General features: G+C 65.0%; 16 protein-coding genes. 14 read left to right on the forward strand and 2 right to left on the reverse strand.

All coding sequences use genetic code 11. From position 1 onward, the window contains the following. From rpsB to gdhA, 7 genes are all read left to right on the forward strand, one after another. A partial coding sequence (rpsB, locus tag Q0X61_RS10100) for a 30S ribosomal protein S2 (RefSeq protein WP_297742404.1) occupies nt 1-574 on the forward strand: 574 nt, incomplete at its 5' end. A gap of 38 nt (nt 575-612) precedes the next feature. Continuing rightward, nucleotides 613-1,422, forward strand: a complete 810-nt coding sequence (gene tsf, locus Q0X61_RS10105) for a translation elongation factor Ts (RefSeq protein WP_297742405.1) — start codon at nt 613-615, stop codon at nt 1,420-1,422. Nucleotides 1,423-1,519: 97 nt separating this feature from the next. Next, nucleotides 1,520-2,233, forward strand: coding sequence for a UMP kinase (gene pyrH / locus Q0X61_RS10110; protein ID WP_108871716.1), 714 nt, complete (start codon nt 1,520-1,522; stop codon nt 2,231-2,233). 26 nt (nt 2,234-2,259) lie between these two features. Next, nucleotides 2,260-2,814, forward strand: a complete 555-nt coding sequence (gene frr / locus Q0X61_RS10115) for a ribosome recycling factor (protein WP_297742418.1) — start codon at nt 2,260-2,262, stop codon at nt 2,812-2,814. Next, nucleotides 2,814-3,680 carry a phosphatidate cytidylyltransferase gene (locus tag Q0X61_RS10120; protein ID WP_297742406.1) on the forward strand — a complete coding sequence of 289 codons (867 nt, stop codon included), beginning with the start codon at nt 2,814-2,816 and terminating at the stop codon, nt 3,678-3,680. The genes frr and Q0X61_RS10120 overlap by 1 nt, the downstream gene beginning before the upstream one ends. Nucleotide 3,681: 1 nt before the next feature. Then, a complete protein-coding gene (rlmN, locus tag Q0X61_RS10125) occupies nt 3,682-4,803 on the forward strand; it encodes a 23S rRNA (adenine(2503)-C(2))-methyltransferase RlmN (RefSeq protein WP_297742407.1) in 1,122 nt (373 codons plus the stop codon). Between the two features lie 126 nt (nt 4,804-4,929). After that, a complete protein-coding gene (gene gdhA, locus Q0X61_RS10130; protein ID WP_297742408.1) occupies nt 4,930-6,267 on the forward strand; it encodes an NADP-specific glutamate dehydrogenase in 1,338 nt (445 codons plus the stop codon). A gap of 9 nt (nt 6,268-6,276) precedes the next feature. Here gdhA and Q0X61_RS10135 read toward each other — a convergent pair whose 3' ends face one another. Next, nucleotides 6,277-6,963: a phosphotransferase gene (locus Q0X61_RS10135; protein WP_297742409.1), complete on the reverse strand. Its 687-nt coding sequence runs from the start codon at nt 6,961-6,963 to the stop codon at nt 6,277-6,279. A 64-nt stretch (nt 6,964-7,027) separates the two neighbouring features. On the opposite strand from Q0X61_RS10135, the gene dxr reads away from it, so the two are divergent. The 6 genes from dxr (at nt 7,028) to Q0X61_RS10165 (ending at nt 14,410) form a co-directional block, all read left to right on the forward strand. After that, a complete protein-coding gene (gene dxr / locus Q0X61_RS10140; protein WP_297742410.1) occupies nt 7,028-8,221 on the forward strand; it encodes a 1-deoxy-D-xylulose-5-phosphate reductoisomerase in 1,194 nt (397 codons plus the stop codon). Then, the gene (locus tag Q0X61_RS10145; RefSeq protein WP_297742411.1) at nt 8,218-9,501 is read left to right on the forward strand and encodes an RIP metalloprotease; all 1,284 of its coding nucleotides are present in this window, start codon (nt 8,218-8,220) and stop codon (nt 9,499-9,501) included. The genes dxr and Q0X61_RS10145 overlap by 4 nt, the downstream gene beginning before the upstream one ends. 19 nt (nt 9,502-9,520) lie before the next feature. Continuing rightward, nucleotides 9,521-10,663, forward strand: a complete 1,143-nt coding sequence (ispG, locus tag Q0X61_RS10150) for a flavodoxin-dependent (E)-4-hydroxy-3-methylbut-2-enyl-diphosphate synthase (RefSeq protein WP_297742412.1) — start codon at nt 9,521-9,523, stop codon at nt 10,661-10,663. A gap of 23 nt (nt 10,664-10,686) precedes the next feature. After that, complete coding sequence (locus Q0X61_RS10155; protein WP_297742413.1) at nt 10,687-11,523, forward strand: DUF4081 domain-containing GNAT family N-acetyltransferase; 837 nt, start codon at nt 10,687-10,689, stop codon at nt 11,521-11,523. Nucleotides 11,524-11,579: 56 nt separating this feature from the next. After that, on the forward strand, nt 11,580-13,352 hold the full coding sequence (locus Q0X61_RS10160; protein WP_297742414.1) for a proline--tRNA ligase: 1,773 nt from the start codon (nt 11,580-11,582) through the stop codon (nt 13,350-13,352). 137 nt (nt 13,353-13,489) lie between these two features. After that, complete coding sequence (locus Q0X61_RS10165; RefSeq protein ID WP_297742415.1) at nt 13,490-14,410, forward strand: hypothetical protein; 921 nt, start codon at nt 13,490-13,492, stop codon at nt 14,408-14,410. Between the two features lie 55 nt (nt 14,411-14,465). On the opposite strand, the gene Q0X61_RS10170 is transcribed toward Q0X61_RS10165, so the two are convergent. Then, a complete protein-coding gene (locus tag Q0X61_RS10170) occupies nt 14,466-15,326 on the reverse strand; it encodes a hypothetical protein (RefSeq protein WP_297742416.1) in 861 nt (286 codons plus the stop codon). 64 nt (nt 15,327-15,390) lie between these two features. Here Q0X61_RS10170 and Q0X61_RS10175 point away from each other — a divergent pair. Next, the coding region (locus tag Q0X61_RS10175; protein ID WP_297742417.1) for a ribosome maturation factor RimP at nt 15,391-15,790 on the forward strand (400 nt) is incomplete at its 3' end.

Here is a 15,790-nt window from a genome sequence, read left to right on the forward strand (position 1 = left end):
CTTCACCGACGTCGCCGCCTCTGGCCTCACGAAGAAGGAACTGCTCGGCCTCGAGCGCGAGAAGGACAAGCTGTCGAAGACCCTCGGCGGCATCCGCGACATGGGCAAGACCCCGCAGGCCGTCTGGGTGGTTGACACCAAGAAGGAGCACCTCGCCGTCGACGAGGCGCGCAAGCTCAACATCCCGATCGTCGGCATCCTCGACACCAACTGCGACCCGGACGAGGTCGACTACGCGGTGCCGGGCAACGACGACGCGATCCGCTCCGTCGCGCTGCTCACCCGCATCATCGCCGACGCCGTGGCCGAGGGCCTGATCGAGCGCTCGCAGGGCAAGACCGGCGAAGACTCCGAAGCCGAGCCCATGCCTGACTGGGAGCGCGAGCTGCTGGGTGCCGAAGACGAGGCCAAACCTGCTGAGAAGCAGGACGAGGCTGAAGCCGTCGACGCTCCCGTCGCGGAAGAATCTGCCCCGATCGTCGAGGCGGCTGCCCCTGAGGCCGCTGCTGCGCAGGAACTGGCTGAGGAGCCTGCCAAGGCTGACGACGCCGAGCCTGAGACCAAGACCAAGTAACCAACCGACTCCACCAACGAGCAAGAACGGATTACGCAATGGCAATTTCCGCCGCTGACGTGAAGAAGCTCCGCGACGCTACTGGCGCGGGCATGATGGACGCCAAAAAGGCCCTCACCGAGGCCAACGGCGATTTCGAGCAGGCCGTGGAGAACCTCCGTGTGCACGGCCTGGCCAAGATGGCAAAGCGCGCAGACCGCGAAGCCACCAACGGCATCGTCGCTGGCAAGGACGGCGTGCTCATCCAGCTCGCCGCTGAGACTGACTTCGTCGCCAAGAACGCCGAGTTCGTCGAACTGGCCGACAAGATCGTCGACACCGTCGCCGAATCCGGCGCGGCCGACGTCGAGGCCACCAACGCCACCAAGTTCGAGGACGGCACCGTCGAAGACGCTGTGAAGGCGCTCGGCGCGAAGACGGGCGAGAACCTGTCGCTCGCGAACGTCGCGAACTTCCAGGGCACCACGCACCTGTACCTCCACCGTCGCGCTTCCGACCTGCCCCCGCAGGTTGGTGTGCTTGTTGAGTACGAAGGTGGCGACGACGCGCTGGCCCACCAGGTTGCTATGCAGATCGCTGCCATGATGCCGTCGTACGTAGCCCGCGACGAGGTTCCGGAGGAAACAGTCGCCAACGAGCGTCGCATCGCCGAAGCCACCGCCGTCGAAGAGGGGAAGCCCGAGAAGGCGATCCCGCGGATCATCGAGGGCCGTCTGAACGGTTACTTCAAGGAAGTGTGCCTCGTCGACCAGCTCGCGGTCTGGGAAGACAAGCAGACTGTCGGCAACGTGCTCGACGCTGCCGGCATGAAGGTGCTGCGCTTCGTTCGCTTCGCCATCCAGGGCTGAGCCGAGGCGTTCTCCTCGCGAAACAGAGAAACACAGTAAAGTGGCGTGCGCCGCGTGGGATTCCCCGCGGCGCACGCGCACACCAGGAGGTCCTCACATGTCGAAGCCGTTCCATCGCGTATTGCTCAAACTCTCCGGTGAGGTGTTTGGTGGCGGCAAGCTCGGGGTCGACCCCGTCGTGGTGTCACAAATCGCGAAAGAAATTGCCGACGTGGTCCGCGGAGGAACGCAGGTGTCCGTCGTAGTGGGCGGCGGTAACTACTTCCGCGGTGCGGAGCTCTCGCAGTCCGGGATGGACCGCGACCGCGCCGACTACATGGGCATGCTCGGCACCGTCATGAACTGCCTCGCGCTGCAAGACTTCTGCGAAAAGGCCGGCATCGAGACCCGCGTGCAGAGCGCCATCACCATGGGCCAAGTGGCCGAGTCCTACATCCCGCGCCGCGCGGAGCGCCACATGGAGAAGGGACGGCTCGTGATCTTCGGCGCGGGCTCCGGCATGCCATATTTCTCGACGGACACCGTCGCCGCCCAGCGAGCGCTGGAGATCGGCGCTGAGGTACTGCTGATGGGCAAGAACGGCGTCGACGGCGTGTACGACTCCGACCCGCGCACCAACCCGGATGCCAAGAAATACGACCATCTCAGCTACGCCGACTTCCTCAACAAAGACCTCAAGGTGGCCGACGCGACCGCAATCGCGCTGGCACGCGACAACGACCTCGACCTCATCTTCTTCAACTTGTCCAAGACTGGAAACATCGCCCGCGTCATTGCTGGTGAGGAAATCGGGACCACGGTCTCGAACTAACGAACAGGAAGGAGCGATCCTCCATGATCGCCGAAACCGAAAAGGAAGCTACCAAGGCCATGGAGGCCGCGGTTGATTTCGCACGAGAGGACCTTGCCACCATCCGCACCGGACGTGCGCACCCGGCAATGTTCAACAAACTGACCGCCGAGTACTACGGCGCCCCGACGCCGCTGCAGCAGCTGGCGACGTTCACCTCGCCCGACGCTCGCACCATGCTCATCACTCCGTTCGACCGCAGCTCGATTGGCGCTATTGAGAAGGCCATCCGCGACGCCGACCTCGGTGTGAACCCCAGCAACGACGGCAACGCCATCCGTTGTGTCATGCCCACGCTGACGGAAGAACGTCGCAAGGAATACACCAAGCTCGCCAAGCAGAAGGCTGAGGACGCTCGCGTGGTGGTGCGCAACGCACGCCGCAACGCCATGGATGCACTCAAGAAGGCTGAGAAGGACGGCGACATCAGCGAGGACGATCTCGTGCGCGCTGAGAAGTCCATCGACGGCATCACGAAGAAGCACGTCGATCAGGTGGATGAGATCCTGAAGCGTAAAGAGCAGGAACTCCTCGAGATTTGATGCCTCACCCAGTCACCAAGCGCCCGACGCCGAGTGCTGGCAGGAACCTCCCTGTCGCAATCGGCGTCGGTCTCGCGTTGCTGGCTCCTATCGTCGTGGGGCTGGTGTGGATTGACTGGGTCTTCGTCGCCTATGTGACGCTGATGCTCTGCCTCGCGGTGGTGGAGGTGAGTCGGGCACTTCGGCTCGTTGGTATGCATGTGGAGACGGTGCCCATCGTCATCGGAACGGCGCTGTGCCTGGCCGGTGTGTATTGGGTGGCTGCCAACCCCAACGTTGGGGTGTCTCCGATGACGGTCATCGTCTCAACGCTCGGCGGCACCGTGCTCGCCTGCATCGTGGCCAGGCTCTTTCGCTCCGAGCCGCTGGGATTCGTCCGCGACGTCTCCGCAAGCTCGTTCGTGATCGCCTACATTCCTCTCATTGGGCTCTTCGTGGCATTGCTCATGGCCCCCGACGATGGCTCGGCGCGCATCGCCACGTTGCTCGTGTGCGTCGTGCTGTCGGACACTGGCGCCTACGCCACCGGTGTGCTGTTTGGGCGACACAAGATGGCGCCCAAGATCAGCCCCAGTAAAACCTGGGAGGGGTTCGCGGGCGCCCTCATCTGGACGACGATCGGTGCCACGGTGTGCGCCCACTTCGTGCTGCATATTGCCTGGTGGGTGGGCATTCCGCTTGGCATCCTCGTCGCCATCGCAGCGACGGTGGGTGACCTCACCGAGTCGCTGATTAAACGCGACGTGGGCGTGAAAGATATGTCGAATTGGCTACCCGGCCACGGCGGCATCATGGATCGACTCGACTCGATGCTGATGGCGCTGCCTGTTGGGTGGTTCATCCTCAACCTGACGATGGGATCGTGACATGGAGCCTCGCAAACAGCTGCCCCTGGTATTCGAAGCGCCACCGCGTGGTAAGCCGCCGAAGCACTGGTTTGATCTCTCCATCGACGAGCGCAAGGACGCCATCGTCGCCATGGGTCTCCCGCGATTTCGAGCCGACCAGATCTCGAGGCACGTCTTCGACCGTCTCGAAGACGACGCGAACAGCTTCACCGACGTGCCCGCCGCCATCCGAGCGGAGCTGGGGGAGCAGCTGTTCCCTGAACTCCTCACTCAGGTTCGTCAGCAAACCGCAGACCAGGGCCGCACGGTGAAAACGCTGTGGCGTTTGTTCGACGGCTCGCTGCTCGAATCGGTACTCATGCGCTACCCGGGGCGCACCACGTTGTGCATCTCGTCGCAGGCTGGCTGCGGCATGGCGTGCCCGTTTTGCGCCACCGGTCAAGGCGGGCTTAGACGCAACCTCTCGCAGGCTGAAATCGTTGCGCAGGTGCTTGCCGCCAACCAGATGCTCGCCCAGGGCGTCATTCCGGAGACCACCGCGCGGCTCAACAACATCGTGTTCATGGGCATGGGTGAACCCCTGGCGAACTACAAGGCGGTGCTCGGCGCCATTCGCACCTTCGTCGCGCCAAGCCCCAACGGGTTCGGTATGAGCGCTCGCGGTATCACCGTCTCTACCGTCGGGCTCGTGCCGCGCATGCAGCAGCTCGTCGACGAGGGCCTTCCCCTCACACTGGCGCTCAGCTTGCACGCGCCCACCGACGAACTTCGCGACGAGCTCGTGCCCATCAATTCGCGCTGGAAGGTCGACGAAGTGGTCGATGCCGCCTTCGAGTACGCTCAGCGCACCAAGCGTCGCGTTTCTATCGAGTACGCGATGATGCGCGACATCAACGACTCCAAGGAGCACGCCATCCAGCTCGCGAACGTGCTGCAGCGACGGGGCGACTGGGGCTGGGTGCACGTCAACCTCATTCCGCTCAACCCGACGCCCGGATCGCGGTGGACCGCGTCGCGTAAATCCGACGAGCGCACGTTCATCGAGACCCTCGAAGCCCGCGGGGTGCCCGTCACCCTTCGCGATACGCGTGGTTCAGACATCGACGGTGCGTGCGGGCAGCTGGCTGCCTCGGCGTCGTAGCGGGTGGGCAGAGTATCAGATTTTTGGCGGCTGTTTCACTCCGTGGACAGGCGCGATTCCTGAGCGCCGGCGATGACCCATGCGCCATTAGAGTGTGGCGCGGTTCAGCAACCGTTAGGAGAACTCATGGATCAAGCCCTCGAATCAGTGTTCGACACTGTCGTCGCCCGTAACCCGGGCGAGGCAGAGTTCCACCAAGCTGTGCGTGAAGTGTTCGAATCGTTGGATCCAGTGATCCATCGCCACCCCGAGTACCTTGAATGGAAGATGCTCGAACGCATCTGCGAGCCCGAGCGCCAGATCATCTTCCGCGTTCCGTGGACGGACGACAACAACGAGGTGCAGGTCAACCGCGGCTTCCGCGTCGAGTTCAACTCCGCACTTGGCCCGTACAAGGGCGGCCTGCGCTTCCATCCGAGCGTGTACCTGGGTGTCATCAAGTTCCTCGGCTTCGAGCAGATCTTCAAGAACTCGCTGACGGGCTTGCCCATCGGCGGGGCGAAGGGCGGCTCTGACTTCGACCCCCACGGGCGCTCCGAAGGCGAGATCATGCGCTTCTGCCAGTCGTTCATGACCGAGCTCTACCGCCACCTCGGCGAGTACACCGACGTGCCGGCAGGTGACATCGGCGTGGGAGGCCGCGAGATTGGATTCCTCTTCGGCCAGTACAAGCGCATCACGAACCGTTACGAGGCGGGCGTGCTCACGGGTAAGGGCCTCGACTGGGGCGGCTCCCTCGTGCGCACCGAGGCGACGGGCTACGGCACCGTCTGGTTTGCCGAGGAGATGCTGAAGACGCGCGGTTCGTCCTTCGACGGGAAGACGGTTACTGTCTCCGGTTCGGGCAACGTCGCCATCTACGCCATCGAGAAGGCGCAGGAGCTTGGTGGCAAGGTGATCGGGTTCTCCGACAGCTCCGGCTACGTCGTCGACAAGGACGGCGTTGACCTGCAGTTGCTGAAGCAAGTCAAAGAAGTGGAGCGTGGACGTGTCTCCGACTACGTCGAACGCCGCGGCTCCGCCGAACTGGGCACGTCGGGCAACATCTGGAGCGTGCCGACGGACATCGCCATCCCTTGTGCGACACAGAACGAATTGAATGGCGACGACGCCGCCAGCCTCATCGAGCACGGCGTCGAGGCGGTGGCGGAAGGCGCGAATATGCCGTCGACGCCGGAAGCCATCGAAGCGTTCAAGCAGGCCGGTGTGCTCTTTGGCCCGGCGAAGGCTGCGAACGCGGGCGGTGTCGCCACCTCGGCGCTGGAGATGCAGCAGAACGCGTCGCGTGATTCGTGGGACTTCGAGTACACCGAGCGCCGACTGCACGAGATCATGGTGAACATCCACGAGCAGGTTGCGGAGACGGCGGAGAGCTACGGCATGCCTGGCGACTACGTCGCAGGCGCCAACATCGCCGGCTTCGCGAAGGTTGCCGAGGCGATGCACGCCTTCGGGGTCGTGTAGTAGACGCTCTCAGCTCCCCCGCTGGCTGAGGTAGTGCCGACAGCGGTCTTCATCGGGCTGGACGCCATAGGACGCGAACAATTCGCGCGCGGCGTCCAGCCCGAAGTGCTTCGTGAGCGAGGACGATGCGACAGCGAGATCGGCCCACGGATCTCCGGGCCCCAGATGCCCGACGCCGACGAAGCCGGCGAATGTGCCATCGTCGGTGAGTAGCGTGTTCGACACCACGGGGTTGCCGTGGAGGATCACGACGTGCTCGCCCACGTCGTCGGTGATCCACGACGGAGGGTCGAACAAGCACTCCGTGGGGTCGAGTGCATGCAGCCGCGCGAGCCCTTCGCCGACGGCGGCAGCCAAGCGTCGGGAATCGTCGCGCCATTCGTCGGAGATCGCGGAGCTGCCCTGCAGCGCCATCGTTGCGAGCACGAACCCATCGGCATATTCGGCGTAATCGACGATAGCGGGGGACGCGAACCGTCCGTGCAGCCAGGACAGCCGTTCGGCCTCGTCGATGGGGTCCTCATCGCAGTGCGTGGCGAACACGTCGGGGTGGTCGTCGCGCACGAGCTTGGCGGTGACGGTTCCCGTCGGGCCTTGCCACACCACTGCTGCCACGTCGTAGTCATGTGCGGCGGCCCACTGCGCGATGGTGGGCGGGCAGGGGGTTCCGGGTGCGGGTTTCGCGTCGAAAGACATGGTGTTCATCCTGCCATGGGCCTGGGAAACGCAGCGCCTTTGCGGGGCGTGCCACACTGGGGCCGTGCGTACTGTAGTTCTCCTCGGATCCACCGGCTCGATCGGTACCCAAACGCTCGACGTCATCTCCACCAGGCGAAAGCAGTTCCAGGTGGTGGGCCTGTCGGCCTCGGGCGGGAATATCGCGACGCTCGCCCAGCAGGTCGTCGAGTTCGAGCCCGAGTGTGTCGCCCTCTCCCGCGCCGACAAGCTCGACGAGCTGTGCGAGGCGATTGCGGCGGAGAGCCAGCAGCGCGGCATCGCGCCGCACGAGCCGGAGTTTCTCGTCGGCCCGGACGCGTCGACGCGCCTGGCTGGCCGGGAGTGCGGCGTCGTCGTGAACGCCATCACCGGGGCAGCCGGCCTCGAGCCGACGCTCGCCGCGCTCGAGCAGGGCACAACGCTGGCGCTGGCGAACAAGGAGTCCCTGGTCATCGGGGGAAAGCTCGTCACGTCGGCAGCGAAGTCGGGGCAGATCGTCGCCGTCGATTCCGAGCACTCCGCCTTCGCGCAGGCATTGCGCAGCGGTCGGGGCGAGGAGGTGCGTCGGCTCATTCTCACGGCCAGTGGTGGGCCGTTCCGCGGGCGTACCCGGGCTGAGTTGCAGGCGGTCACGCCGGAGCAGGCCATGGCGCACCCGACCTGGAACATGGGGCGGGTTATCACCATCAATTCATCCACGCTGGTAAACAAGGGGCTCGAACTGCTTGAAGCGGCGCTGCTCTACGACGTCGACCTCGACGACATCGTCGTGACGGTGCATCCGCAGTCGGTGGTGCACTCGATGGTGGAGTTTTGGGACGGCTCGACGATCGCCCAGGCCTCGCCGCCCGACATGCGCCTGCCCATCGGGTTGGCGCTCACCTGGCCCGATCGTCTCGAAGGATCCGCTGAGCCCTGCGACTGGTCGCGTGCTGCGCAGTGGACGTTCGAGCCCCTCGACGACGCCACCTTCCCCGCGGTCGAACTCGCGCGGCGCGCTGGCAAGGCCGGCGGCACTGCTCCGGCGGTGTTCAACGCGGCCAACGAGGCCTGCGTCGACGCCTTCTGCGACGGCCGCCTGTCGTTCCTCGGTATCACTGACACCATCGCCCGCTGCCTCGACGAGCACCTCGCAAACGGGCATGTGAGCGACGATGCCCTCACCCTCGACGACGTGCTCGCCGCAGATCGCTGGGGACGCACTCGCGCCGCAACGCTCACGGGGGAGGGCCAGTGAGCGCACTCATCATTGTCGGGTTGGCCATCCTGTTCTTCGCCCTCATCATGGCGTCGATCGCGCTGCACGAGATCGGGCACCTCGTTCCGGCCAAAATCTTCGGCGTGAAGGTCACCGAATACTTCGTTGGCTTCGGTAAACGCATCTGGTCCACGCGCCGGGGCGAAACTGAGTATGGCCTCAAATGGATCCCATTGGGCGGCTACGTCAGGCTCGTCGGCATGTATCCGCCTGCGCGTCCAGGCCAGCGCAGAAACTGGCTCGCCCGCATGGCCGACGACGCGCGCGCCGCCGAGTGGGACGAGATCACGCCCGAGGACGATGGCCGGCTCGTCTACCAGCAGAAGACGTGGAAAAAGATCATCATCATGCTGGGCGGGCCAGCCATGAACATCCTGCTGGCTTTCCTGATCTTCCTCAGCATCAATCTGTTCCACGGCATGGCCGTGTCGACGACGACGGTCGCCGCCGTGAGCGAGTGCGTCGTCGCTGCCAATCGCTCGGACACCACGTGCCGCGACGACGACCCGCCCACCCCTGCACGCGAGGCCGGTATCCAGCCGGGTGACGTGATCGTCGCGTTCAACCAGCACGAGGTCTCGAACTGGGAGCAGGTGAGTCAACTCATCCGCGACAACCGCGACGGTGAAGCCCGCATCACGGTGCTGCGCGGCGGCGAGCGCATCGAGCTCCCGGCGGTGCACACCCGCCTCAACCACGTCCCGGATCAGCTCGACCCGACGCGCACCGTCGAGGCAGGCTTCCTCGGGGTGACCCCCACGCGCGAGATGCGCCGCGGAGGGCCGGGGGAGACCGTCGACCTCATGTGGACGATGACGAAACACTCCACCGTGGCGCTCGCGAGCCTGCCCGTCAGGGTGTACAACGTGGCGGCGGACATGGTGACCGGCAAGCCGCGCGACGTGAACTCGCCGCTGTCCATCGTCGGTGCATCGCGGATTGCGGGGGAGATCGGCGCCGACGAGTCGCTGTCGTGGGGCGACAAGGCCGCAACCTGGTTCTCGCTACTGGGCTCGGTGAACCTTTTCGTCGCGTTGTTAAACCTCGTCCCGCTGCTGCCGCTCGACGGCGGGCACATCGCTGGGGCGATCATCGAGTGGCTGCGCAGGCAGTGGTGCAAGCTGCGCGGGAAACCAGATCCGGGCCCGCTCGATACGGCCAAGGGACTGCCCATGATCTTCATCGTCGGCGGATTGCTGCTGATCTGCGGGCTGGTGTTGATCGTCGCAGACCTTGTGTCGCCGTTGCAGCTGCAGTGAGGGGGCTAGACTCAGCTTCATGACCGTGAGCCTTGGCATGCCAGCACCCGCACCAGTCACCATCAGCCCCCGACGCAAGTCCCGGCAGATTCGGGTTGGGAAGGTGCTCGTGGGTGGGGACGCACCCGTATCCGTGCAGTCCATGTGCACGACGAAGACCACCGACATCAACGCCACGCTGCAGCAGATCGCTGAGCTGACGGCCGCCGGCTGTGACATCGTCCGTGTCGCGTGCCCCAGTCAAGACGACGCCGACGTGCTGCACATCATTGCGAAGAAGTCGCAGATTCCGGTGATCGCCGACATCCATTTCCAGCCTCGCTACGTGTTTCAGGCCATCGAAGCGGGGTGTGCCGCGGTGCGCGTCAACCCGGGCAACATCCGAAAGTTCGACGATCAGGTGGCCGAGATCGCGAAGGCGGCCGCGGATGCGGGCGTGTCCATCCGAATCGGCGTGAACGCAGGTTCGCTCGATAAGCGCCTGCTCGAGAAGTACGGGGCACCGACGGCAGAAGCACTCGTCGAATCCGCAATGTGGGAGGCCTCGCTGTTCGAAGAGGTGGGCTTCCGCGACTTCAAGATCTCCGTGAAGCACAACGACCCGGTGGTCATGGTGCAGGCCTACCAGCAGCTGGCGGAACAGTGCGATTACCCGCTGCACCTCGGCGTGACCGAAGCCGGCCCGGCATTCCAGGGCACCATCAAGTCGTCCGTCGCGTTCGGCGCGCTGCTCAGTCAGGGCATCGGCGACACCATCCGCGTGTCGCTCTCCGCGCCGCCGGTGGAGGAAGTCAAGGTTGGCGTCAAGATTCTGGAGTCGCTGAATCTTCGCCCACGCAAGCTCGACATCGTGAGCTGCCCGTCGTGCGGGCGTGCACAGGTTGACGTATTCACCCTGGCGGAGCAGGTGACCGAGGGCCTCGAAGGGCTTGAGGCTCCGCTGCGCGTGGCCGTGATGGGCTGCGTCGTCAACGGCCCCGGCGAGGCACGCGAGGCCGACCTCGGCGTCGCATCTGGCAACGGCAAGGGGCAGATCTTCGTGAAGGGCGAGGTCATCAAGACCGTCCCGGAGGAGGACATCGTCGAGACGCTGCTGGCCGAAGCGCGACGCATCGCCGACGAGATGGGCGAGGTCGGCAGCCCGCAGGTGTCGGTGTCCTGAGAGCGTTCTGGAACAGGGCACCCATGGATGGACGGCTCCGCGTTCTGCGCTCCGACGAGGCGAGCCTGGCCTTGGCGTTCCTCGAGTCGTCGCCGTACGAGAACCTCTTTCTCACGTCCCGAATTGGGCAGGCCGGCGAGGATCGTCGTCGCCTAGGCAGGCTGCTGGCGTACTTCGACCGCGACAATCAGATTCGCGGCATCTGCCTCGACGGCGGCACCATCTTCGTCACCACCACCGACCCCGCAGCGCTGCCGCTGTTCGTCGATGAGCTCGGAGATTTTCGTCGGGCGACGTCGATCGTCGGCCCCAGCTTTGCCGCGCTCGGGCTGTTCACGGGGTTGTCGCAGCGGTTCGGGGAGATGTGGAGCTCCTGCAGCAATGTTCGCCGCAAGCAGCCGCTCATGGTGCTCGACGAGCCGGTTGCCGTCGACGGTGACCCGCGCGTGCAGCAGCTCGACGAGAGCGTGTTCCAGGCGTATCTCGACGCCTCGGTGGACATGTACGCCGGCGAGATCGGATCGTCGCCGTTCAAGTACGGCCCAGGTTACGAAACCTTCGTCCTCGAACGCCTTCGCCAAGGCGATGCCTACGGCATCGTCGAAGACGGCGAGGTGATCTTCAAGGCCGACCTCGGCCCCCGCCACCGCAACCAAGTGCAGTTGCAGGGGGTGTGGGTGCGCCCCAATCTGCGAGGGCAAGGCCTCTCGACGCGAGCGCTGGCGCAGATGATGACGCTCGTGCAGCGGCGCTACCCGGTGGTGTCGCTGTACGTGAACGACTTCAACGTGCCTGCCTTGCGTAGCTACGAGCGGCTGGGCTTCCGTACTGTCGGCAGCCTCTCGACGGTGCATTATTGAGTCTGCTGCGACGCGGTCACCGCAAGACAGCGGGGTGAAGGGCTAGAGTTGCGTGCGTGATTACTCGACTTTCTTCGCTCTTCGTTCGCACACTGCGCGACGACCCGGCCGAGGCTGAGGTTGCCAGCCACAAGCTCCTCGTGAGGGCCGGCTACGTTCGCCGCGCCGCCCCGGGAATCTACTCATGGCTCCCGCTCGGGTGGAAAGTGCTGCGCAAGGTGGAAGCCATCGTGCGCGAGGAAATGGATGCGATCGGGGCGCAGGAGGTGCACTTCCCGGCGCTCCTGCCGCGTGAACCCTACGAAGCCACCGGACGGTGGACTGACTACGGCGACAACCTCTTCCGCCTGCAGGACCGCCGCAAGGTGGACATGCTGCTTGGGCCCACGCACGAGGAAATGTTCACCCTGCTGGTGAAGGACCTCTATAACTCGTACAAAGACCTGCCGCTGCATCTGTACCAGATTCAGACGAAGTACCGCGACGAGGCCCGTCCCAGGGCTGGCTTGCTGCGCGGGCGTGAGTTCGTGATGAAGGATTCGTACTCCTTCGACGTCACCGACGAAGGGCTCGAGGCAAGCTACCAGCTGCACCGTCAGGCATATCAGCGCATCTTCGACAGGCTCGGCCTCGAGTACGTCATCGTCTCCGCGATGGCGGGCGCGATGGGCGGGTCGGCGTCGGAGGAGTTCCTGGCCGTCTCGCCCATCGGCGAAGACACGTTCGTCCGCTCGCCGGGTGGTTACGCCGCGAACGTCGAGGCCGTGCGCATCCCCGCACCCGAGCCGCTCTCGCTCGACGGTATCCCCGCCGCACAGGTGCACCCCACCCCGGATTCCGCGACGATTGAGACGCTCGTCGACCAGGCCAACTCGCTGTTCCCGCGTGACGACAGGCCATGGGAGGCCGGCGACACGCTGAAGAACGTCGTCGTCATGCTGGCGCACCCCGACGGCACCCGCGAGCCCCTCGTCATCGGGCTACCGGGCGACCGCTCCGTCGACGAGAAGCGCCTCGAAGCCGCCGTCGCGCCCGCAGAGGTGCAGGACTTCGGCGACGAGGACTTCCGCAACCATCCCGCGCTGGTCAAGGGCTACATCGGCCCGGTGAAGGACGGCGAGAAGATTCTGGGTGAGGAGTCCCAGTCGAAGATTCGCTACCTGTGCGACCCGCGTGTGGTGACGGGCACGCGCTGGCTGACCGGCGCCAACATCGACGGACATCACGTGGTCGACCTCACCGTCGGACGCGACTTCACTCCCGACGGCGTGATCGACGTGGCCGAGGTGCGCGAGGGTGACCCTTCGCCCGACGGGTCCGGCCCGCTCACGCTGGAGCGCGGCATCGAGATGGGGCACATCTTCCAGCTCGGCCGCCGCTACGCCGAGGCGCTCGGGCTGAAGGTGCTCGACGAGAACGGCAAGCTCGTGACCGTCACCATGGGCTCGTACGGCATCGGCGTCTCGCGCGCCATCGCCGCCGTCGCCGAAGCCACGCACGACGAGCTCGGCCTGTGCTGGCCGCTCGAGTTGGCGCCGTTCCAGGTGCAGGTGGTGGCGACGGGCAAGGACGCAGCCATCTTCGAGGAAGCCGAACGCATCGCGGCGGCGCTCGACGAGCGCGGCGTCGAGGTGCTCTACGACGACCGCAAGGCCAGCCCCGGCGTGAAATTCAAGGATGCCGAACTCATGGGCATGCCGATTATCGTCGTGGTCGGGCGTGCACTGGCCGACGGCGTCGTCGAGCTGCGCGACCGGCGCACGGGGGAGAAGCGCGAGATCCCCGTCGAGAACATCGTCGACGAAGCCCACGCGCTCGCTCGTCCGTAGCAACACGCGAAGATAGATCAAGTTCGTGGCGCGTCTGCCCACCACGAACTTGATCTGTCCTGGGCGGGCTCAAGATTGTGTTGTCCTACGCGTTGTAGTTGCTTCCCTGGGGTACCTACGCTCATGAAGATTGGGGCATGCATTCCCGCCAATCCATGCCCCAGGCGCTCGCAAATCTCATCCGTATCCAGTGCGGCGCGATCAGCGCTGAGCAGGCCCTCGCCCACGGTTTGTGCCGGTCAGCCCTCCGACGGTTGAGCGCGCAGTGGCACAAGCTGGCCGACGGGCTGTACATCGTAGGCGAGGTGACGTGGCACGCCTTCGCGTGGGCCGCACTGCTGCGCGGCGGGGCGTCCGCGTCGTTGGGCGGTGGCGCGGCGTGTTATCTGCACGGGCTGATTCAACGCGAGCCCGACTCCATCACGATCTGGTGCGATTCCCCGAAGGTGGCGTTGGAACATTCCGGGTTTCGCGCCCAGTTCAAGCGCGCCCCACGACGCGCACGCGGGGAGATGCCGCGAACCAACGTGGAGGAATCGCTGTGCGACTACGCTTCGGAGACCAATCCGCTGAACCTGATTGAGGCGGTCACTCGTGCCTTCGGGCAGCGCAAGACCATCCCGGCGAGAGTGCGGGAGGTGCTGGCGACGCGCAGCCGGGTTGCGCAGCGGCAGTTGTTGATGGACCTCACCGACCATGCCAACGCTGGTATCCACAGTGTGTTGGAATGGCAGTTCAATGTGCTCGTAGCCAAGCCCCACGGGCTGGCTGGGCTTTCCAGGCAGGTGAAGCTGACACGTACCAGCAGGGTGGATGTGTGGTTCGACGACTTCGGCGTCATCGTTGAGCTGGATGGTCGTCAGTTCCACGACGCCTGCCGAGATGCCAGACGGGACAACGAGCACGCACTCAGATTGGGTGCGGTCACGCTGCGGTTCACCTGGCAGCAAGTGATCCACGAGGCGTGCGAGGTCGCGCGCGTGATTGAGCGTGCGTTGAGAATCCGCGGCTGGGAGGAAGGTATTCGTACTTGCTCGGACTGCCGTCTGGTGCGTTGACGCGAAGATAGATCAAGTTCGTGGCGCGTCTGCCCACCACGAACTTGATCTATCTTTAGTTCCAGCCGGGCCAGCGCGGTATCCGGCCGCCGACGGCCTGGGTGTGTTGCAGCTGTGCTGCCCAGCGATCGTCGTCCGGTTGTTCGGCGGCGAGTAGCACGAGCGCTTCCAGCAGGCGCACCTCCAGCGTGCGCCACACGGAGCGGATTTCAGCACTTGTGTTGATAGGGCCAGGAAGCTCAAAGACCGGCGGCTGCGACGGGGTGGTGAGCCCACGCCGCAGCTCGTCGCGCAACGACTGTGCCGAGGCGAGGCGCGTCGACAGCTCTTCACGAAGTGGCTTGTCGCCACCGACGCGGCCGAGGGAGGATTCGAGCCCGTAGATCAGCGCCCACACGTGAGTGAGTGCGGCGTATTGCTGGTCGCTGAGCGTCTCGACGGGGCTCGGCTCGGCGCCTTCCCTAGGGATGAGATTTCGTTTCGCGAGCCCACGCGTGGCGGCCGCGATAGAGATCAGCAGCAGCCGCGCCGACGGTGCCTCCTCGCGGTGGGCGGCGGCCGAGCACGCATCGACGACAGCAGCGATGGAGTCCTCAAGGCTGGCGGTACTCTCCGGCTGCGGTTCAAACACAGGGTCCGGGCTGGCGAATGGGTTGACGGAGTTGATACGCGCGAGCTGATCGTCGCACTGGGCCAGCGTGGCCGTGCGCCAATCGTCGGTTGGTTCCTTCGCGACGAGTTCCCTCACCCCGGCGAGGAGGGCCGCCACCTTCGCCAGCGACTCGGGCTGTTTCGGCGCCTCGGAAGCCTGCGCGCGGGAGGGGGCGCCGTCGGGTTCTTCGATGGTGGGGCTTGGCGCACACGCTGTGAGGCACAGCGCCGCTCCGACGAGTACGAAGCGGCGAGGGACATCCATGGCTTGCAGCCTATCGGTATGCTGGTGATCCACAATTGAGCACACAATCGGATACGGAGTTGTCATGCAGGAACGAACCGTAGCCGAGGTGGTTGAACCCATCTTGGCTGAGTACAAACTGGAGCTCGACGCGCTCGACGTCACACCAGTCGGTAAGCGCTCGATGCTGCGCATCACCGTCGATGGTGAGGGGCCGGAGGGGTGTGGGCCGCTGCTCGACGACATCGCCGAAGCATCGCAGGCTGTCTCAGCGGCGCTGGACGCAAGTTCCGTCATGGGGGAGCGGGCATACACCCTCGAGCTGTCGAGCCGTGGTGTCTCGAAGCCGCTCACAGAGCTGAAGCACTTCCGTCGCAACACCGGGCGTTTGGTGAAGCTATGGTTTGCTGAGTCTGAGGTCACCGGCCGTATCGTCGGAGTTGATGCCGACGCGGTGGTCGTCGATGTTGACGGCTCCCCAGCGA

This window comes from uncultured Tessaracoccus sp. (assembly GCF_947255005.1).
In the GTDB taxonomy this organism is placed as follows: domain Bacteria; phylum Actinomycetota; class Actinomycetes; order Propionibacteriales; family Propionibacteriaceae; genus Arachnia.